Source organism: Reticulibacter mediterranei, from assembly GCF_016587455.1.
The window spans coordinates 1599596-1617180 of sequence record NZ_BNJK01000001.1; the positions used below are offsets into that span (position 1 = coordinate 1599596).

General features: G+C 50.4%; 13 protein-coding genes. 7 read left to right on the top strand and 6 right to left on the bottom strand.

All coding sequences use genetic code 11. The features are described from left to right. Positions 1-10 precede the first annotated feature (10 nt). The gene (locus tag K3T83_RS06995; protein WP_220202250.1) at positions 11-1972 is read right to left on the bottom strand and encodes an Rqc2 family fibronectin-binding protein; all 1962 of its coding nucleotides are present in this window, start codon (positions 1970-1972) and stop codon (positions 11-13) included. 265 nt (positions 1973-2237) lie between these two features. Between K3T83_RS06995 and gmk the strand changes: the two genes are divergently transcribed. Next, positions 2238-2903, top strand: a complete 666-nt coding sequence (gmk, locus tag K3T83_RS07000) for a guanylate kinase (RefSeq protein WP_220202251.1) — start codon at positions 2238-2240, stop codon at positions 2901-2903. Positions 2904-3110: 207 nt separating this feature from the next. Here gmk and K3T83_RS07005 read toward each other — a convergent pair whose 3' ends face one another. Both K3T83_RS07005 and K3T83_RS07010 read right to left on the bottom strand, forming a co-directional pair. Continuing rightward, a complete protein-coding gene (locus K3T83_RS07005) occupies positions 3111-4412 on the bottom strand; it encodes a WD40/YVTN/BNR-like repeat-containing protein (RefSeq protein WP_220202252.1) in 1302 nt (433 codons plus the stop codon). 307 nt (positions 4413-4719) lie between these two features. Then, entirely contained in the window at positions 4720-5889 is a 1170-nt protein-coding gene (locus tag K3T83_RS07010; RefSeq protein WP_220202253.1) for a lipid II:glycine glycyltransferase FemX, read from the bottom strand. 524 nt (positions 5890-6413) lie between these two features. On the opposite strand from K3T83_RS07010, the gene glpX reads away from it, so the two are divergent. Next, positions 6414-7439, top strand: coding sequence for a class II fructose-bisphosphatase (gene glpX / locus K3T83_RS07015; protein WP_220202254.1), 1026 nt, complete (start codon positions 6414-6416; stop codon positions 7437-7439). A 70-nt stretch (positions 7440-7509) separates the two neighbouring features. Here the strand turns inward: glpX and K3T83_RS07020 are convergent, their stop codons facing one another. Both K3T83_RS07020 and topA read right to left on the bottom strand, forming a co-directional pair. Further along, entirely contained in the window at positions 7510-8592 is a 1083-nt protein-coding gene (locus tag K3T83_RS07020; protein ID WP_220202255.1) for an isocitrate/isopropylmalate dehydrogenase family protein, read from the bottom strand. 100 nt (positions 8593-8692) lie between these two features. Continuing rightward, complete coding sequence (gene topA / locus K3T83_RS07025; RefSeq protein ID WP_220202256.1) at positions 8693-11182, bottom strand: type I DNA topoisomerase; 2490 nt, start codon at positions 11180-11182, stop codon at positions 8693-8695. A gap of 636 nt (positions 11183-11818) precedes the next feature. Between topA and K3T83_RS07030 the strand changes: the two genes are divergently transcribed. Genes K3T83_RS07030 through K3T83_RS07040 form a run of 3 tightly spaced genes read left to right on the top strand, consistent with a single transcriptional unit; the run spans position 11819 to position 15091 of the window. After that, on the top strand, positions 11819-13498 hold the full coding sequence (locus K3T83_RS07030; protein ID WP_220202257.1) for a MurT ligase domain-containing protein: 1680 nt from the start codon (positions 11819-11821) through the stop codon (positions 13496-13498). Continuing rightward, positions 13495-14418: a type 1 glutamine amidotransferase gene (locus K3T83_RS07035; RefSeq protein ID WP_220202258.1), complete on the top strand. Its 924-nt coding sequence runs from the start codon at positions 13495-13497 to the stop codon at positions 14416-14418. The genes K3T83_RS07030 and K3T83_RS07035 overlap by 4 nt, the downstream gene beginning before the upstream one ends. 34 nt (positions 14419-14452) lie before the next feature. Continuing rightward, positions 14453-15091, top strand: a complete 639-nt coding sequence (locus K3T83_RS07040) for a ClpX C4-type zinc finger protein (RefSeq protein WP_220202259.1) — start codon at positions 14453-14455, stop codon at positions 15089-15091. Positions 15092-15230: 139 nt separating this feature from the next. Here K3T83_RS07040 and hpf read toward each other — a convergent pair whose 3' ends face one another. Beyond that, entirely contained in the window at positions 15231-15854 is a 624-nt protein-coding gene (gene hpf, locus K3T83_RS07045; RefSeq protein WP_220202260.1) for a ribosome hibernation-promoting factor, HPF/YfiA family, read from the bottom strand. Positions 15855-16300: 446 nt separating this feature from the next. Between hpf and K3T83_RS07050 the strand changes: the two genes are divergently transcribed. Both K3T83_RS07050 and nrdR read left to right on the top strand, forming a co-directional pair. Then, positions 16301-16570, top strand: a complete 270-nt coding sequence (locus K3T83_RS07050) for a DUF6788 family protein (protein ID WP_220202261.1) — start codon at positions 16301-16303, stop codon at positions 16568-16570. A gap of 477 nt (positions 16571-17047) precedes the next feature. Then, positions 17048-17521, top strand: a complete 474-nt coding sequence (gene nrdR, locus K3T83_RS07055; protein WP_220202262.1) for a transcriptional regulator NrdR — start codon at positions 17048-17050, stop codon at positions 17519-17521. Positions 17522-17585 lie beyond the last annotated feature (64 nt).

The window sequence follows — 17585 nt, forward strand, 5'->3', positions numbered from 1 at the left end:
AAACTGGTTACTACTTTTCTACCAACTGGCGCGCTGCTTCCGGGTGCGAATAGATCGTGCGTTCTCGCTCGTAGATCACCATGCCAGGACCACCACCTTTCATGTGACGTACGTAGCGCTGCAACGTATAATCAACGGGAACATTTGTGCTGCCCCTGGCCTGGCTGTAGTACGCAGCGAGACTGGCTGCCTGCTCCACCGTCTGATGCGGAACCTCACGGCCCGCAGCCTTCACAATCACATGCGATCCAGGAACGCCGCGCGCATGAAGCCAGATATCATGGGCGCTGGACTGATGAAATGTTACCTCTTCATTCTGGCGGCTATTCTTCCCGATCAAAATGGTAAAACCATCGCTGCTCTGCATATGCAATGGCACTCCTCCACCCGGTAATGCAGGTTTACCTTTGCCCTGCTTGCTACCCTTGCCCTTCTTCGCTGCCTTTTGGACCTTCTTCTCTACAGGTTTGCCTCGCATATATCCAGCTGCCTGCACCTCGGCCTTGACGAGAGCAGCGTCGGCTGGAGTCTCCGCCAGCATCAAATCAGCCTGCAATTGTTCAATAGTTGCCAGTTCAACGTTATTCTGCTCGATCTGATCGGGAACCAGGGTCAATGCCCGCCGTAACTTGTGATATTTATGGAAGAGGCGATTAGAATTCCCAACAGCATCAAAGCGTGGATCAAGTGGGATCGTAACGGTTGGAGGAGCCTCGCTCCCATTCTCCTCAAAGAGATTTTCTACCTCTACCGATGGCTGCCCCTGATGTATTTCGTGCTGATACGCGAGCAGCAACTCGGCCTGCAAACGATAGCGCGCAGCTTCTTCTGAAACCGCAAGTTCCTGCTGCAAAAGATCGGCCTTGCGTTTGCAGCGCTCCAGATGCGTCTGCAACACCTTACGAATAGGAGCGCGCACACCCTCCATCGCATCACGCCACTCGCTACGCGCATAGAAATCATCGAGCAGCACATTGATCGATGGCGATTCGCGCACCTGCATCTCCGGCTTTTGCATATACTGTTCCAGCACGTAGGACGCAAAAGCAACAGGTATGGGGGCAGCCGCTTCCTGCTCTCCAGCATTTATACGAGGCCGCTCTACCAGTTGAGGATGCCACTGTCTGCGATCATACAAATTACCCAGTTCGCGCACATTCCAGGCCAGTTCCTCCCAGATCTCCTCGTTTGCCTGCGCAATCACCGTTTCGGTATCCTCTGTGGTCCGATACACGGCTTCACGGGCCAGCAGAGGGCTGAAACCAAGCACATGTCTGGTTAGCAATTGCCACAAAGTGGGTTGTGAGATTGCACGTTTTCGTTTCTTTACACCAGCCTGTTCTGGTTCCTCCTCTGGCACTTCCGCTGCACTGATCGAGAGTTGCGCCGCCGTGAGTTGCGCTGGCTCAAGGCGTGGCAGCGCTTTACCAGCGACGATACGCTGTTGAGGTGGCGGCGGCACATATGGCGCTCCGGTTGCAATCACGCGATACCGGTTCACATCTGCGCCAACACGTTTCAGACAACCCAGAATCATATCATCCTCATTGCAGAGGATAATGTTGCTATGGCGTCCCATAATCTCAACAATCAAACGAAAGCGCGTCCGTTCATCGCTCTCCGGATCTTTACGATAGCCAGCAACCAGTTCTATCACACGTTCCCAACGTGGTTGCACGACGGCTTCAATACGCGCCCCCTCCAGATGTTTGCGCAAAAGCATCACAAACGCCGGAGGCTCGCTGGTAATTCTCGCTGGTTTGAGGGCGGTCAGATGCGCCCGCGCCAGTTGAGGATGAGCGGAGAGATAGATCCAGCGATTCTTTCCCCCTTCTCCCTGACTCCCCGGAACATAACATTGAAGTGCAAGAGAGTGTTCGGTCGGTTGAATAATGGTATCAATACGTCCACCAGCCAGCAAAATACGCCACTCATCGGCGACCGCTGCCAGGGTCATTGCATCCACATGCATAACATCTCCCCCATCTCTTCTTCGATAAAGAACAAACAATACAACTATCTTCTATCACGAACTCGCGTTGAACTCGCAACGCTTGGAGTTCCGCGAGGTGGAACTCGTGTTGTACAATAAGTCCCAAGAGCATTCCATTTTACAAACATAACCATATGGAATGGATCAAACAACATCAGGAAACTCGTCGCTGAACAGTATAGCAAAGAGTCGTCCGTTCGTACACCAGCCCTCTCTAGATCATCACACAGCCAGGAAAGAAAGTATGCGAATTGAGACAGAACAAACTGTAGCTCAACAGAGTAACAATGTATCTACGTCGTCTACACATTCACAACTGAAGCAGGGATTACTATTTGTGCTTTCAGCCCCTTCAGGAGCCGGGAAGGATACCGTCATAAACACCCTCAAAGAGCAGGGCATGGACTTTCATGTGGTCTCGTCCATTACGACGCGTGCTCCTCGTCCAGGTGAAAGCGAAGGGAATCCATATCACTTCGTTGATGTGGAGACATTTGAACGTATGGTTGCCAACAATGAACTGCTGGAACATGCTCTGGTGCATGACAACTGGTATGGACAACCAATGCAGCAAATTCGGGAGAACCTGCCACTGGGACGCGATGTGTTGCTGAAAATCGATGTTCAGGGAGGGGCAACAGTACGGCAAAAAGTTCCAGGAGCCATCTTTATTTTCCTGGTGCCTGGCTCCATAGAGGAGCTGACGAGCCGCCTGATCAATCGAGATACCGAGACAGACAGCGAACGTCAACTCCGTTTGAAAAACGCTCAATATGAGCTAGCACAACAGGATTACTACGACTACGTGGTAGAAAATCGGCAGGGGCATCTGGCAGAAGCGGTTGAAAAGGTGCGCTCTATCATCATCGCCGAACACTGCCGACTCCATCCTCGCTACGTTTCTTTGTAGTAAGGCAAACCATCCTGATGTACGTGAGTTCTGGTTCTATCTCATCGGAGGAGGATCTGCTCATCCAGAATACGATACCGTTGGCGAACCCTCTGTTTCAGCTCGACACAACAACACCACGAGGTTCAATCTGAGCCTGATGTTTGGGTTCGCCAACGGTATTCAACTCCCGTACAAGCAGGTTCGAGAGGCCAGATGACAGTCCCGCTACGCCTGTGGAACGTCTCCTACTTTGGTCCACGTTTTCCCACTATTACTGATCGTAAAGACGACTGAGTCCTTATTTGAAACCATCGCCAGTGCAATACCGGTTTGAAGTGAGAACATTTGTACAACGAAATCATGATAGGTGCTTGGCAAAGGAGTACCCATCCATGAATTCTTTTGCAACGTTAAGAGAGAAGAATAGCCATATCCATTTTCTGCGATATGTGTGTCATCCAGCCGGGTGAAGTCAACATATGTTCCATCAGACGCTGTTGGCAAGACGGGGCCATTGACCTTCCATGTCGTGCCGTCGGCTTGCGGCAGGTACTGATAGGTCTTTATAGCATCAGCATATTCGCCCTCTTGAAGAAAGCCTACGAAGAGGCTGCCTTCCCGCGCGGTGGAAAATGTTATCTGGATATTCAAGGGCCGATTGACTTCCTGCGGCGGGAGGGCCAGGGATTGCTGCGTCCACGTATGACCGCCGTCATGTGTTAAAAAGAGCGTGGAAGGGTAATGATATGGATCGGGAAAAGGGTGTTTGGGATCATCAATCTTAGCGGACAGCCAGCCATTATGGGCATCGGTAAAGATGAGGCTGTCGATCTCATATTTGGAGGGAAGTTGGGCCACTTTCTGCCAATGTTGACCGCCATCGGTGGTATGGAAGAGTACTTCAAAGTCTACTGGCTTCTTAGGTTTCCCTACATCACCACAGCCGCAACCACCAGTCATATTGGGGACTGCCGTTACCCATCCCTGGTTATGGTCGAGGAAGGTCCACTTGAAGGTTGCGGCAACTCCTTTCAGGGCTGGCATGGTCGGCCAGTCCCGCCTCTGCCAGGTCGCGCCACTATCGGTCGTACCATAGTAGTATGAAAGTGGATGAGGATAGCTGCTGGAATCCATCGGGATGAGAAAGGCCATTGTTTCGTCGAAGCCGTAGAAATCGAACTGTGTTGATGTAAGGCCCGACGGCGCTGAGAGATGCTTCCAGCTTTTTCCACCGTCAGTCGTGCGGTAGAGGGTGACATGTGTCCCATTGTCATTAGAGTGCAATCCCCATCCCACCTGCGCGTTCACCATGTGCATACCAAAAGTGCCCCCCTTTGTCCCGACCACGTATCGCCCATCATAGATGAGGGTGCCAGAACCGAGAATCTTGGGTAGCGGTATCTGTGTGCTGGCCGTTGTAACTCCCTGGGAACTACAGGCAACCAGCATAGAAACAACAAGCAGGATGCCCATGAACAGAAGACATGAGTGCGCGAGGGTAGTCTTGTGAGGCAGTTCTTTTTTCATTATTTTCATCCCCCGATAGAAAATTGCATTCAGCAGAACCCCATGTTGTTCAGATTATTTTAGATGTACATTCAGCCAAAGAATAGCTTCAGCATCAAGGACCGATAATAGTATAGAGGGCAGTTGAGCACTGGAGAAATGAAATGCGTCACAAATTTCGCCGTGTGGGCATTTCGCTCACTAATGGCAAGAGAAGGGAAGGCACTCAGGAAAAATTCGATACTGCTGGAGAACTGCGCTCCCACTCAACGAGCAGCAAAGTTGCGAACAGGATAGAAAAGAGTTCGCCAACAGTACCGAACTCACATTAATAATAATGAACAGCCCGGCTCCATTCCGCAATCAGCTGAGTTGCTCTGAGCGGCAAGTGTTGCCAGAGAGGAGTGACAAGCCGGTCTCGTACCGCTCTTTTCACCTGACTTGCACGACCAGGAGCCGCCACTGTGGATTGTGTGTGTTGATCGGGTACAGGTGTGGTGCTACTCGTCTCGCCATGCAAGACAAGCGGATAGGAGTAACGATAGGTCGTTGTCATTTCAGTTGCCCATTTGGATTTGAATTGGGCGATGCCTTGATTTCCTGCTGGGGCATGGCCGAAATCGTACCAGCGTAAGCCCTGTGTGCAAGCATCCTGAATCGCTTGCCAATGAAGCAGATCATTGGGACGCAAATCCTGATCCTCTCGTTTCCATCCTGTATAAAGGTGCCAGCTAATGCCATTCCATTGAAAAAATAAAAAACCTGCCACTAACTTCCGTTGTCCGGCTTCGCTATGCTCCGCCAGCAGCAATCGCAACGCTCCCAGCGGATGCAGATGTCGCCAGGATAGCTCGAAAATGCGATATGGATGCGGCATAACCAGCGCTCTACGCATGGTCTCCAGATAGAGCTGATACCATGCTTTCAATTCGCTGATCGTCTCTGCCGGTCGAATATGCAGCCCCGAACGGGTCGCTTTGTTAACCGCGCGCTTGACCCGCGAATCCAGGTGCAAAAGATCAGGTCGCTCCGGCAATTTCAGTCCATACGACTCATGCACAGGCACGCCCACCACACTGTCCACACAATTATCGAAATTTGTAGATCTTGTCATAAACTGAAAGTTGGCGGCCTGTTCATTACGACTCCGCTCAATAGCAGCCTGAATCAGCAGCGTACTGGCCTGTTCGCTATCAGCCAGCGGGCCAGCTACTGGTGGTGGTGAGAGGCAAATCTTCCCGGATCGTAATCCTCGCCGATAAAAAAGAGGCAGAATACCGTGTATATTACCAGAAGCATCTTCACAGGCAAGATGAAGCGGTTTATAGCCATAGCCTTCTTCCACGACCGCTAGCCAGGCTGGATGCTGATAAATGACGCTAGAAGGGAGACGATTCATCAAGGCTTCCCAGCGAGCATCGCTCTGCGGATCAACTTCGACAACGCGCAATGCCGAACGCTGTGCTATGGCTTCGTCACATATTTGATCTACTTGCATAGGATTTCTATCCTTCCACGATAAGTGCCTATTCAATTCTGTTGCTATTAAAATTAGCAAACACACGAAAACTATCTTTTACATTCTGTATCGCAAGCACACTTCCTTTTGCTCATCTGCGTGATTGTACTTTTTGCGAGAACGTTGAGGTGACAATGACATACTAAGAAACACGCTTTCACCTCCCTATATTATCGCTTGTGATAGTACCATAGCTAATAGTACCATCGCGAGTATCCACTTTCACCATGAGATGAAGATGAGAAAGCAGAGATAAAATCGCATGGCATGCCTGGGAAATGATATTATTAAAGAAAAGTTCCCTTCACCCCCCACGTGGAGTCGCGAACAGCCATGCTAAATCGCTCCTGTAGCAGGACAGAGAATCGTGCCCATGACATGGGGAAGCAACGTGTAATCTATAAAAGAAACAGGAGAAAAATGGGGAGCTTGTTCCGTCCTGGCTATTGCCAGCATCGTTTCAAGAGGCTCTAATTGAGAGCCTAGCAAAGGATCTAACAACTATGGAACCAAGATTCGATGTAGTCCAAGTGACAAACAGAAACCTGGCGATGGAGCTAGTACGTGTCACCGAAGCCGCCGCGTTAAGTGCCGGACGCTGGATGGGCAAGGGTAACAAAGAGATGGTCGATCAGGCAGCGGTCGATGCCATGCGTCAAGCACTCGACGGTGTTGATATGAGTGGAGTTGTTGTCATAGGAGAGGGAGAAAAAGACGAAGCCCCAATGCTCTACATTGGAGAGCAGGTGGGAAATGGAAATCAGCCAGAAGTGGATGTTGCAGTTGACCCGGTTGATGGCACGCGTCCGCTATCGCAAGGTGTTCCGGGAGCGCTCGCGGTAGTTGCCATTGCTGAACGAGGCAGCATGTATGCAGCCCCGCCAGGTGTCTTCTACATGGAGAAAATCGCTGTCGGGCCAGCGCTCAAGCATGTGATTGATATTAATGCTCCTGTTGCCGTCAATCTGGACCGCATAGCGCGTGTTCGCGAGGCCCATATCGATGATCTCACGGTCGTTATTCTCGATCGCCCCCGCCACCAGGAGATCATTCGGCAGATTCGAGAAATAGGAGCGCGCATCCGCCTCATCAGCGATGGAGACGTTGCGGCGGCAATCCAGGCCGCGATGGAAGACTACACTGGAGTAGATGTCTTGATGGGCATTGGAGGAGCGCCAGAAGCGGTACTGGCCGCAGCTGCACTCAAGTGTATTGGTGGAGAGATCCAATGCAAAATCTGGCCGCGCAATGACGAAGAACGAGAGCGTTTTAAGCAAGACGGGATCGATCTCAATCAAGTGTATCGCACCGACGATCTGGTGAAAGGCAATGATGTCTCTTTTGCTGCTACCGGCATCAGTGGCGGAGAGTTATTAGACGGCGTGAAGTATTTTGGTTGGGGTGCTCGCACCTCCTCAGTCATGATGCGCTCACGCTCGGGGACGATTCGCTATATCCAGGCCCGCCATCAATGGCGACGCAAAAGCCAGGTCATGCCACACCCGCCGCTGCAAGAGGCAGCCGAATAAGCACGAGCAGCAGAGAACAAGCAGGAGCGGCCCTGACAGGTCGTTTCTGCTTGTCTGATTAGAGAGAGGATCACCTATGAAGCCGTTCGATGACAGCGTCGGCCACCTGCGAGGTGCCAACAGCAGTAGGATCGTCTGGGCGAGGCTTTAAATCGTAGGTTACATATTTGCCTTCCGCAATGATCTGCGTCAAAGCTCTTTCGAGGCGATGAGCAGCCTCGCGCTCGCCAAGATGACGTAACATCATCACCCCGGAAAACATCATCGCCATTGGATTCACCTTATTTTGCCCGGCATACTTTGGCGCACTGCCATGTACCGGCTCAAAGACTGCACACTGGCTCCCGATATTCGCGCCCGGAGCCACACCAAGCCCTCCTATTAACCCGGCGGATAAGTCCGAAATAATATCGCCATAGAGATTGGGCAACACTAACACATCATAGAGTTCAGGCTTTTGCACAAGTTGCATACACATGTTATCCACAATGCGATCTTCAAACTGGATATCAGAAAATTCTTTCGCAACTTCATGAGCGGTAGCAAGAAAGAGGCCATCAGAGAGTCTCATAATATTGGCTTTATGGACAGCTGTCACCTTACGACGCCCATTGGCGCGTGCATACTCGAAAGCAAACCTGACAATGCGCCGGGTCGCAGCAACGGAGATATATTTGACGCTCAGGGCAGATTCAGGGTCGAGCTGATGCCCGGAGCAGCGAGAAATCGCTTCAAGTATCTCTTCGTGTTCACGGGTGCCACGCTGAAATTCAATACCGGCATAGAGGTCTTCCGTATTTTCGCGCACAATAATCAAATCAATATTTTCATAGCGGGAACGCAACCCTGGATACGTTTTTGCGGGCCGAAGATTGGCATAGAGATCAAGTTTTTTACGTAACGTCACATTTGCACTGCGTTGGCCTCTACCAACTGGCGTGGTAATTGGTCCCTTCAATCCCACCTTTGTCCGTTTAATCGATTCAATGACATCATCGGGTAGAACCGTGCCATACTTCTCCAGCATTTCCGCTCCCGCTCGCCTCACGTCCCAGACAAACTTCACCCCGGTAGCTTCAAGGACGCGACGCGTAGCCTCGGTAATCTCTGGCCCTGTACCATCTCCAGGAATCAGAGTCACTGCATGCGGCATGTAATCCTCCAATAAATGCAGACTTACCTTGATTGGGAGAGCAATAAATTATTGCTTGTGATTATATCACACTTCGCCCCCATCCTTCTGCCGCTCCCAATCACTTGACTGCTTTTGATCTACTTCTCGTGGTAGAATTTGCAGCAGAAGTCGTTTTTCGCGTAGAGCCGGCTTTTTTCGTTGTTGTCCCATTTGTTGCAGTGGAGCGGCTGCTGGTGCGTCGCGTCGTTGTTGCCGCTTTCTTTCCATTACTGGCAACAGGCTGCTCAATAGTAACTGTCTCTTCCGGCACAGTTGTCGCTGTAGCCTTCTTGCGCGTGGTGGTCGTACGGCGAGTCGCCGCCTTCTTCTTCCCTGTGTCAGCATCGCTGGCAGCCGATGTAGCTGCATTCTTTTTCGTCGTGCGGGTCGCTTTTTTTCCGTCAGCCTGCGGCTCTTCTTCCGCTGAGCGCTGAGGGACGACAACCTCCTGATAACAGACTGGTTCCTGACCAGGTTTCGCAATTACCATCAAGCCACCGCATTTGGGGCAAAGATCAGGGACGGGCCGTTCCCAGATAGCAAAGTTGCAGGCTGGGTAGTTATTGCAGCCGTAGAATATACGCTTTTTCTGACGCGTCTTGCGCTCCACGATATCGCCGCCACATAGGGGACATAACGCTCCCGTCTTATTGACGACCGAGCGACCATAACGACACTCCGGGAAACCTGAGCAGGAAATGAAAGGCCCAAAGCGTCCGCTACGAATAATCAGATTACGACCGCACTCTGGACATTGTTCATCAAGCTCTTCGACCGGCTTCTGCACTCGCTCCATCTCGGCTTCGGCTTTCCCCAGAGTTGTCTTGAAATCGCCATAGAAATGGTGCAGGAACTCGGTCCAGGAGCGGCGTCCCTCCTCGATATCGTCCAGTTTGCGTTCCATATCCGCCGTGAAGCCAATATCGACAATATCTGGGAAGTGCTTATTCATAACCTCGTTGACGATCCACCCCAGCTGGGTCGGCACAAAACGCCGTTGCTCCTGCTCCACATAGCCGCGATCCTGAATCGTGCTAATGATCGTTACATACGTACTTGGACGCCCAATGCCCTGTTCTTCCAGCTCTTTAATCAAGCTGGCCTCAGTATAGCGTGGAGGGGGTTGCGTAAAATGCTGCTCTGGCTTCAGGCCGTGTAGATCAAGCGTCTCGTTCACCTGCATGGTTGGCAAGAGCTTCTCATCTTCCTCGCGCGGCCAGACGGCATAGAAGCCTGGAAACTTCAGATTAGAGCCGGTAGCACGAAACACATACTGCTTTGCCACAATATCAACGCGCACGGTATCAAAGACAGCTGGAGCCATAAAGCTTGCCACAAAACGCCGCCAGATCAAATCATACAGCTTGAACTGATCGGGTGTCAGATAAGGCTTAACATTTTTAGGGATCAACGTCACATCGGTAGGGCGAATCGCTTCGTGCGCATCCTGAGTCGTGGCCTTTGCTTTCCCGGTACGTCCCGCACCCACATAGGGCTGACCATATTCGCCGGTAATAAAAGCTTTTACCGCTGTTTGCGCCTCCTCAGAAATGCGCGTTGAGTCGGTACGCATATAGGTGATCAAACCCTGCTGCCCACGCTCACCGAGAGCAATACCTTCATACAACTGCTGCGCCACGCTCATCGTCTTTTTGGGCTTAAAGTAGAGCCGCGCTGACGCATCCTGTTGCATGGTGCTGGTGGTATAGGGCAGATAGGGCTGACGACGCTGTTCGCGCTCCTCATATTTCAGTACGGAGTAGGTCGCGCCTTGAAGTTCGGCCAGAATTGTATCGGCCTCCTCTTTAGAAGAGATTTTGATACGGCCCTTCTCTCTTTTGGGCGCTTTGCCTGTTCCATTCTGCTTTTCAGCAGGCGCAGCAGCCTCATCTCCATTAGCGGTTGCATCCTCACCAATGGTGTTGATATCCTTGAGGCGAGAAATCAATGTGGCCTCAAAGCGCTCTTTCTGCTGATGCTTACTTAATGTGGCCGTAATGCTCCAATACTCTTCCGGCACAAATGCGCGAATCTCGGCTTCACGATCACAAATCACGCGTAGCGCCACTGACTGGACACGTCCTGCGCTGGTGCCAGACTGGATACGCCGCCAGAGAAGGGGGCTGATTTTATACCCGACCAGACGATCCAGAACACGCCGCGCCTGTTGAGCATTAAAGAGATCTTCGTTTATCTGACGCGGCTTTTTAATTGCATCTTGCACGGCACGTTTGGTAATCTCGTGAAAGACCGCCCGGCGTGGATTTTGTAACCCCAGGACATTTTGTAACGACCAGGCAATAAACTCGCCTTCACGATCCGGGTCGGGAGCCAGGAAGACTTCATCGGCACGCAGGGAGGCCGCCTTCAGTTCATCAATTAATTTATCTTTTTTCTCGATAACCTCGTACTTAGGAGCAAAATCTTTGCGTGTATTGACACCAAGCCCCTTTTTCGGCAAATCGACAATATGACCCATTGAGGCCATCACATGAAAATCACGCCCGAGAAACTTCTCTATTGTTTTCGCCTTAGCGGGTGATTCCACAATTACAAGTTTTTTTGCCATCTCCCCACCTTGATTCTTTACAAGATACCTCTAGTAGAACCTGCTTAAAGCAGGACTTCGCAATAGTACATTCACAATTCTTTGTCATCGACCTGACCCAATAATCCTCTTTCCTCATAAGAACTGCTTCTACGCAATGATTATTCCCGATGCCAAAAGCCGGCAAGTTCTGAACGGGAAGAATACATGGTCGTTCAGCACCCAAACTACAGTCTTGTTTCAAGGTTCTGTTTACACAATCAGAATGGTCGGACGTATTCTATCACAAAGATGCAAGAGGCACCTGATTTCGCGAAAGGTTATGCCACCTGCATATTGCGCAGTTTTCTTACATCGTAAAGGTGCATCCAGACTTCTCTCCCATCCAGAGAAAATCGCCGAATCGCAATTCTTCCTTCAGGTACATTACATGACTCTTCTACAAGCGTCAAGGTGTCGGCATGATCTGTTATTCTCTGAGAGGGATTGAGAGCCGGAAATATGCCGAGAACCAGGACCAACCAACGGTGCAAAGAAGATCTAGTACTTGCAGGGACAAAGCTCTTATCACTTGACCCCAACATGCATGCATGCTATGCTGCATGCATCTACTATAGAGGAGCATACCAAAGGCGCTGATTCATTCGGAGGAGTAGCATGCGAAAAAACAAGTCATCTCGGCTCATTACAGAAAACCAACCGCTAGAACAAAGCGAAGAGACCAGGGGCCGAGTCTTGCTTGCAACAGAACAGCAGGCAGGAAAGAGTCAGCGCAGTCCGAAACATCGGCGTAGCCCATTAAGAGCGGGATTAGCAATAGTGGCAGGAAGAACTGCCGGAGCACTGAGCCGTCGCTTACATCTGGGTGGAGGAACAAGTGTTGTAGGACTCGTAGCCCAGCGTGTCTATCCCGATATTATTGAACACCTGGCTACCCAATTAGAACAAGGCTGCGTCATCGTCACTGGCACCAATGGAAAAACAACCACCAGCAGTTTTATCGCCTCGATTTTGCAAAATGCAGGGTTGCGTGTGTTGCACAACAAAGAAGGCTCGAATATGATGCGTGGAATAGCCACAGCTTTTGTGACCCGCGCCTCACCTCTTGGGAAGCTGGATAAAAAACAGCGCGCCATCTCGGTCCTTGAGATAGATGAAGCAACGCTTCCCCAGGCGCTCCAGGCCGTCACGCCACGCCTGATCGTCTTTAACAATCTTTTTCGCGACCAGCTTGATCGTTATGGCGAGGTTGATTCGATTGCTTCGCGCTGGCGTACAGTTATTGCAACGTTACCAGCCGAGACTATTCTGGTACTCAATGCCGATGACCCCACAATTGCTAGCTTAGGGGAAGGTTTTGCCGGGAAAAAAGTCTACTATGGCATTGATGATCCTGCTTTGAATCTGTTAACCCTGGAAGAGTCGACCGAGTGGCATCAGGTAATTGATACACGGGCCTGCTCGCGATGTGGCAGTGAATACACCTATGATATTCGTTTCTACAGTCATATGGGCCACTATCAGTGTCCCAACTGTGGCCTCAAGCGTCCACAACCAGATGTACGAGCCGAACATATCCAATCAGAAAGTTTTGATCGATTACGTGTCCAGATTGCATCAGAAAGCCAACAAAAAGAAGTCGTAATCCCTTTGCCGGGTCTTTATAATATATATAATGCGCTCGCCGCCATTGCAACTGCTCAGGCGTTACATATCAGTTGGGAACCCATTCTGAACGGTATTGAACAATTTCAGCCGGTATTTGGGCGTGGAGAAAGTATCGAAGTAGAGGGCAAGGCACTACGCCTCCTACTGGCAAAAAATCCAACGGGTTTCAATGAAGTTTTACGCACACTTTTTAACGATGATGCAGCCAAACATATACTTTTTGTCTTAAATGATCGTATCGCAGACGGAGAGGATGTTTCCTGGATCTGGGATGTTGATTTTGAACGCGCCGTCGGACATACAAAAACGCTCACCGTCACTGGCACACGCGCTCGCGATCTGGCCTTGCGTTTGAAATACGCAGGTATCGCACCGGAAGATATGCAAATCGTTCCGGCACTCCCTTTACGAACCGGAAAAAACGAGACAACAGGGAAAAAAGCGAGGTTCCGACCAGCCAAACGTGGAACGGGAACGCTGGAGCAGGAGACTGTTGCACAACAGAATCGCATCTATGGCCTCAAAAACGCTATTGATCAATCACTGAACCGTCTCTCAATAGGTGAAACTTTGTTTATTGTACCAACGTATACTGGTTTACTAGAAATACATCGAGAGTTAGAACAACGCGGTTTGACCGCACACTATTGGAAAGGGAGAGATGCATGACGCAAGAGACCGTCAAGCCTCTCACATTGACGCTAGGGCATTTATATCCAGACCAACTGAATTTGTACGGTGATCGCGGCAATATCTTGACGTTGCGCCGCCGTTGCCAGATGCGTGGAATAGAATTGCGCGTCATCGGGCTGGGCATAGGCGATGCCCTGGCTCCAGATGAATATGATATGCTGTTTATTGGTGGTGGACAGGACAAGGAACAGGCTCCGGTGGCCCAGGATCTTTATGAGATCAAGGGCATAGGACTGTGGGCCGCTATCGAAGATGATATGCCTGTGCTGGCCGTTTGCGGTGGGTATCAACTACTCGCCCATTATTATCGTCCGGCTGAAGGACCAGATATGCGAGGCCTCGGAGTGTTCGACGCCTGGACTATCCACAAAGGCGCAGGGGTGCCAAGATGCATTGGGAACGTTGCCATCAGTTGGAACGGCACTACTCTGGTTGGTTTCGAGAATCATGGAGGCAGAACGTACCTGGGAACGGCCAAACCGCTGGGACGTGTTCTCAAAGGACATGGCAACAACGCCGAAGATCGGATGGAGGGCGCGGTGTACCGCAATACGTATGGCACCTATATGCATGGATCGCTCCTGCCAAAGAATCCACACTTCGCCGACCACTTAATTGCCCTGGCATTGCAGCGTAAATATGGTATCAAGCACCTGACCGATACGCATAACGATGCCAGCAGGCACAATGGGTATGGATCAAAGGAGCAGCAAACGGAGAAGGCGCTCCCCGCAACAGCAGAGGAGCTTTTGTCCTTAAAGAACACTATATCCGATCAGTCAGAAATTCTTAAACCGTTAGATGATACATTAGAATGGGAGGCTCACGCCTCGATGCTAGAACGTCTCGGATTATATAATGCGGCCTCGGCTGCATTACGCACGCTCAAGGGGTAATCCCCAGCCTCAAGTCACTAAGGAAGAAGGCGTTATGAGTTTTGATCGGTCATTGGCCCGTTGCTCGTTTTGTGGTCGCCACTCATCGGAGGTGCGACGCATGGTAGCAGGGCCGGGGGCAGCATATATCTGCGATGAATGTCTGCAATTATGCAATGAAATCATTAGCGATCCAACGCCATTTTCTACAAAAGCCCTGGAGCTTGCTTCGCGTCCACCGGTGGTCATTGCTGCCCCCCAATCGTTCGATACAGACCGAAGCAACCTCACAACTAGCAATGAACCGTTACGTAGCGTGACGCTGAAGTTAGAACAAAAGCAGCAGGGAATGACCCTAATACTGCATCAGCTTCAATACTATCAGGAGCGCTTTGAGCTGCATTACATGTGGATCAGGCCGCCTTTTAGCAGTGGTTTCGCCTTTGTTCCACGTATCATTTTCTTCCTGAAAGATAATACAGGGACACAGTGGACAGGCGATAGGGGAGGCATCCTCATTGCCCGCCCCGATCTCGCCAGCGGACCAAACAACGCAGTCTATCAGGGCAGCGCCCGTTTTCGCCCGCTTCCTTCACCAGAGGCGCATATCCTCACGATACGTGCGGCTGATCCGTTGGGCCAGTTTGAGTCGCCTGCTCCACAACCCTGGAATTTTGAGATTCAGTTATTGTAGCTCCTGACGATAGAGAACCATATCACACAGTCAAACACACAACAACTGGCCCTATCACTTTTCCAGGTGATAGGGCCAGTTGTATTTCTGTTCCATAGCCAGCACCACTACAAAGCATGCTGGCTATTCTCTATTATTGTTAGACAGCCGGGACCAGCAAGCCATAGCCGCCGTTGTCCAGCTTATACATCACATTCACACTGCCCGTCTCCTCATTAAAGAAGGGATAATACGTGGCACCGCTTTTCTCCATCGCCACAATCACTTCTTGATCCGTCATCGGCTGAGCGGGAAGACTGCGAATTTCCTTGACCTGCGACCAGATCTCCTCATTCTCTTCCACATCCACCTTCTGGTTAGCAATCAGCGCTTCAACATCCTCATCCTCTTCCTCCTCATCAAGAGAAGACAAATGACCTGAGCGATCAAGGGCCAGCATACGAACAGGCGGAGTGTGTTGGCGGCGAACCATTTTGCGCTTTTTCTGACGGCCAAGCTGGGCAACCACTTTATCGAGAACCAGATCCAGGGCAGTGCTTGCGTTGAGGGCACTCACCTCACTGCGCACTGGATGAGCATTACCGGAGAGGGCGACCTGCACAGAATAGCGATCCTGAGCACTGCGCGTCTGTCCCTCAGCCACCGTAACCTCCACCCGCGCATCGTCCTCAGTCAAACGTGCAATGCGCTGAATCTTGCGTTCAATCTGCTGACGCAAACGAGGGGTTATCTGTACCTGTCGGCCTTTGATGATGATCTGCATAATTTGCACTCTCTTTCCAATCCAACATCGCCTTATTTAAGCAAGGGAACAGATGACCTTACATCTTTGTGTATGGCGTCATTATACCATATCTCAGAACAATTTTTCGTTCCTCCACATTCACAATAACATCACAAAATGCAAATGTCATACATTGTATAAGCATCTAAATCATGCTATTTTTCGGTAAAGCATATTTTTCAGCCTTATGGAGAAACATTTCATATGAAGCAGGCATATTTAGAAGATACATATGGATTTGCTGATGATATGAATAAGATGTTATATAAATATAAATCTTTTAGAAATTGTAGCCATTATTATGAACGATGTTTCATCTTTGCAAACAACAAATTCAGACAATGTTCATCATTTGATGGTATTATAGTAGTGGCAACTGCGTACACGTCTAAGTTTTACAGCATTTGTGGAAGGGTAAGAGGTTCATGAAAGAGATACCAATTGATCAACACATCACCTATCAGTTGCAGTATCGTAAATGTGGAAAAGCATCATGTAGTACATGCCGCAATGGACAGGGGCACGGTCCTTACTGGTATGCCTATTGGAGGGAGGGGCCGCGACTAAAATCAGGCTACGTAGGAAAGATTCATCCCAGTCTCAAAAAATCTTCCCCGCCTCGCGTGGAGAAGAGGGACACGCCACCAACAGATATCGTTTTACAGGATATCGTCCCAACGCCAGCGCTGATTTAACGCGGGTACTTATTTCTAGTACTTAGAGCCTCCTTGAATGTACGCAATTGTCGTCGTCATGGACCCCGGCAGGGATGCCGAGGATTGCAGGCGCCCAGCATCGGGAGTGTGCCAGCCCGAACATGACCAGACCCAGCCACCAGCGCGGGATGCGTGCATCCAGGCTGATGAGGCTACGTTCTCAGGAAGTGTTCACGTTCTTACCTGCGGATGCGAGGCCGGTCTGCTGCTCTAGAGCTGCTGGATTAAACAGAGCGTGGGTATACTCAGCGTTCAGCAGAAAGTACCGCCTAAGAACTTCGTCGAGGCCACCTTTACTTGGGAAATCAGTGGGGTTTGAGCGTTCCCATCCAAAACGCTCCCCACCAGGGGAAACGTTCTTTCCTCCCCGGCCATTCATGCTGGGGCTTCCAGAAAGGAATTTGTGTGATAGAATAGTTCTATTACACACTCAACAACATTGGGGAGAGCGTGGACATGAAATGTCCTTTCTGCGGTGGCAATGAGTCACGCGTCAAAGATTCGCGTGACATCGGCGACGCTATTCATAGAAGACGCGAATGCGAGCAGTGCAAAGGACGCTTCAGCACATACGAGCGTGTCGAGAAGTCTCCATTGATGGTTATCAAAAGAGACCAACGGCGCGAGGTGTTTGATCGGCAAAAGCTTTCTATGGGCATACGTAAAGCCTGCGAGAAACGTCCTCTTCCAGCAGTCGAGATCGAAAAGGCAGTCGAAGAGATTGAGCAAGAGCTGGACCGTCTGGGCAAGCAGGAAGTATCGAGCAGCGTCATTGGAGAACTGGTCATAGAGCGCTTACGCCATCTGGACAAAATCGCCTACATTCGTTTTGCCAGCGTCTATCGCTCATTCGCTGATGTCGAAACGATGTTTGAAGAAATACAAGAGTTACTCAGTCGTGATAAACCAGAACCCGGCAATGACTCCTAGCTATACATTCATACTCATTTAGTAAGGAAACAAAGACCAGGAAAAGAGTTCCCCCAACGAAAGA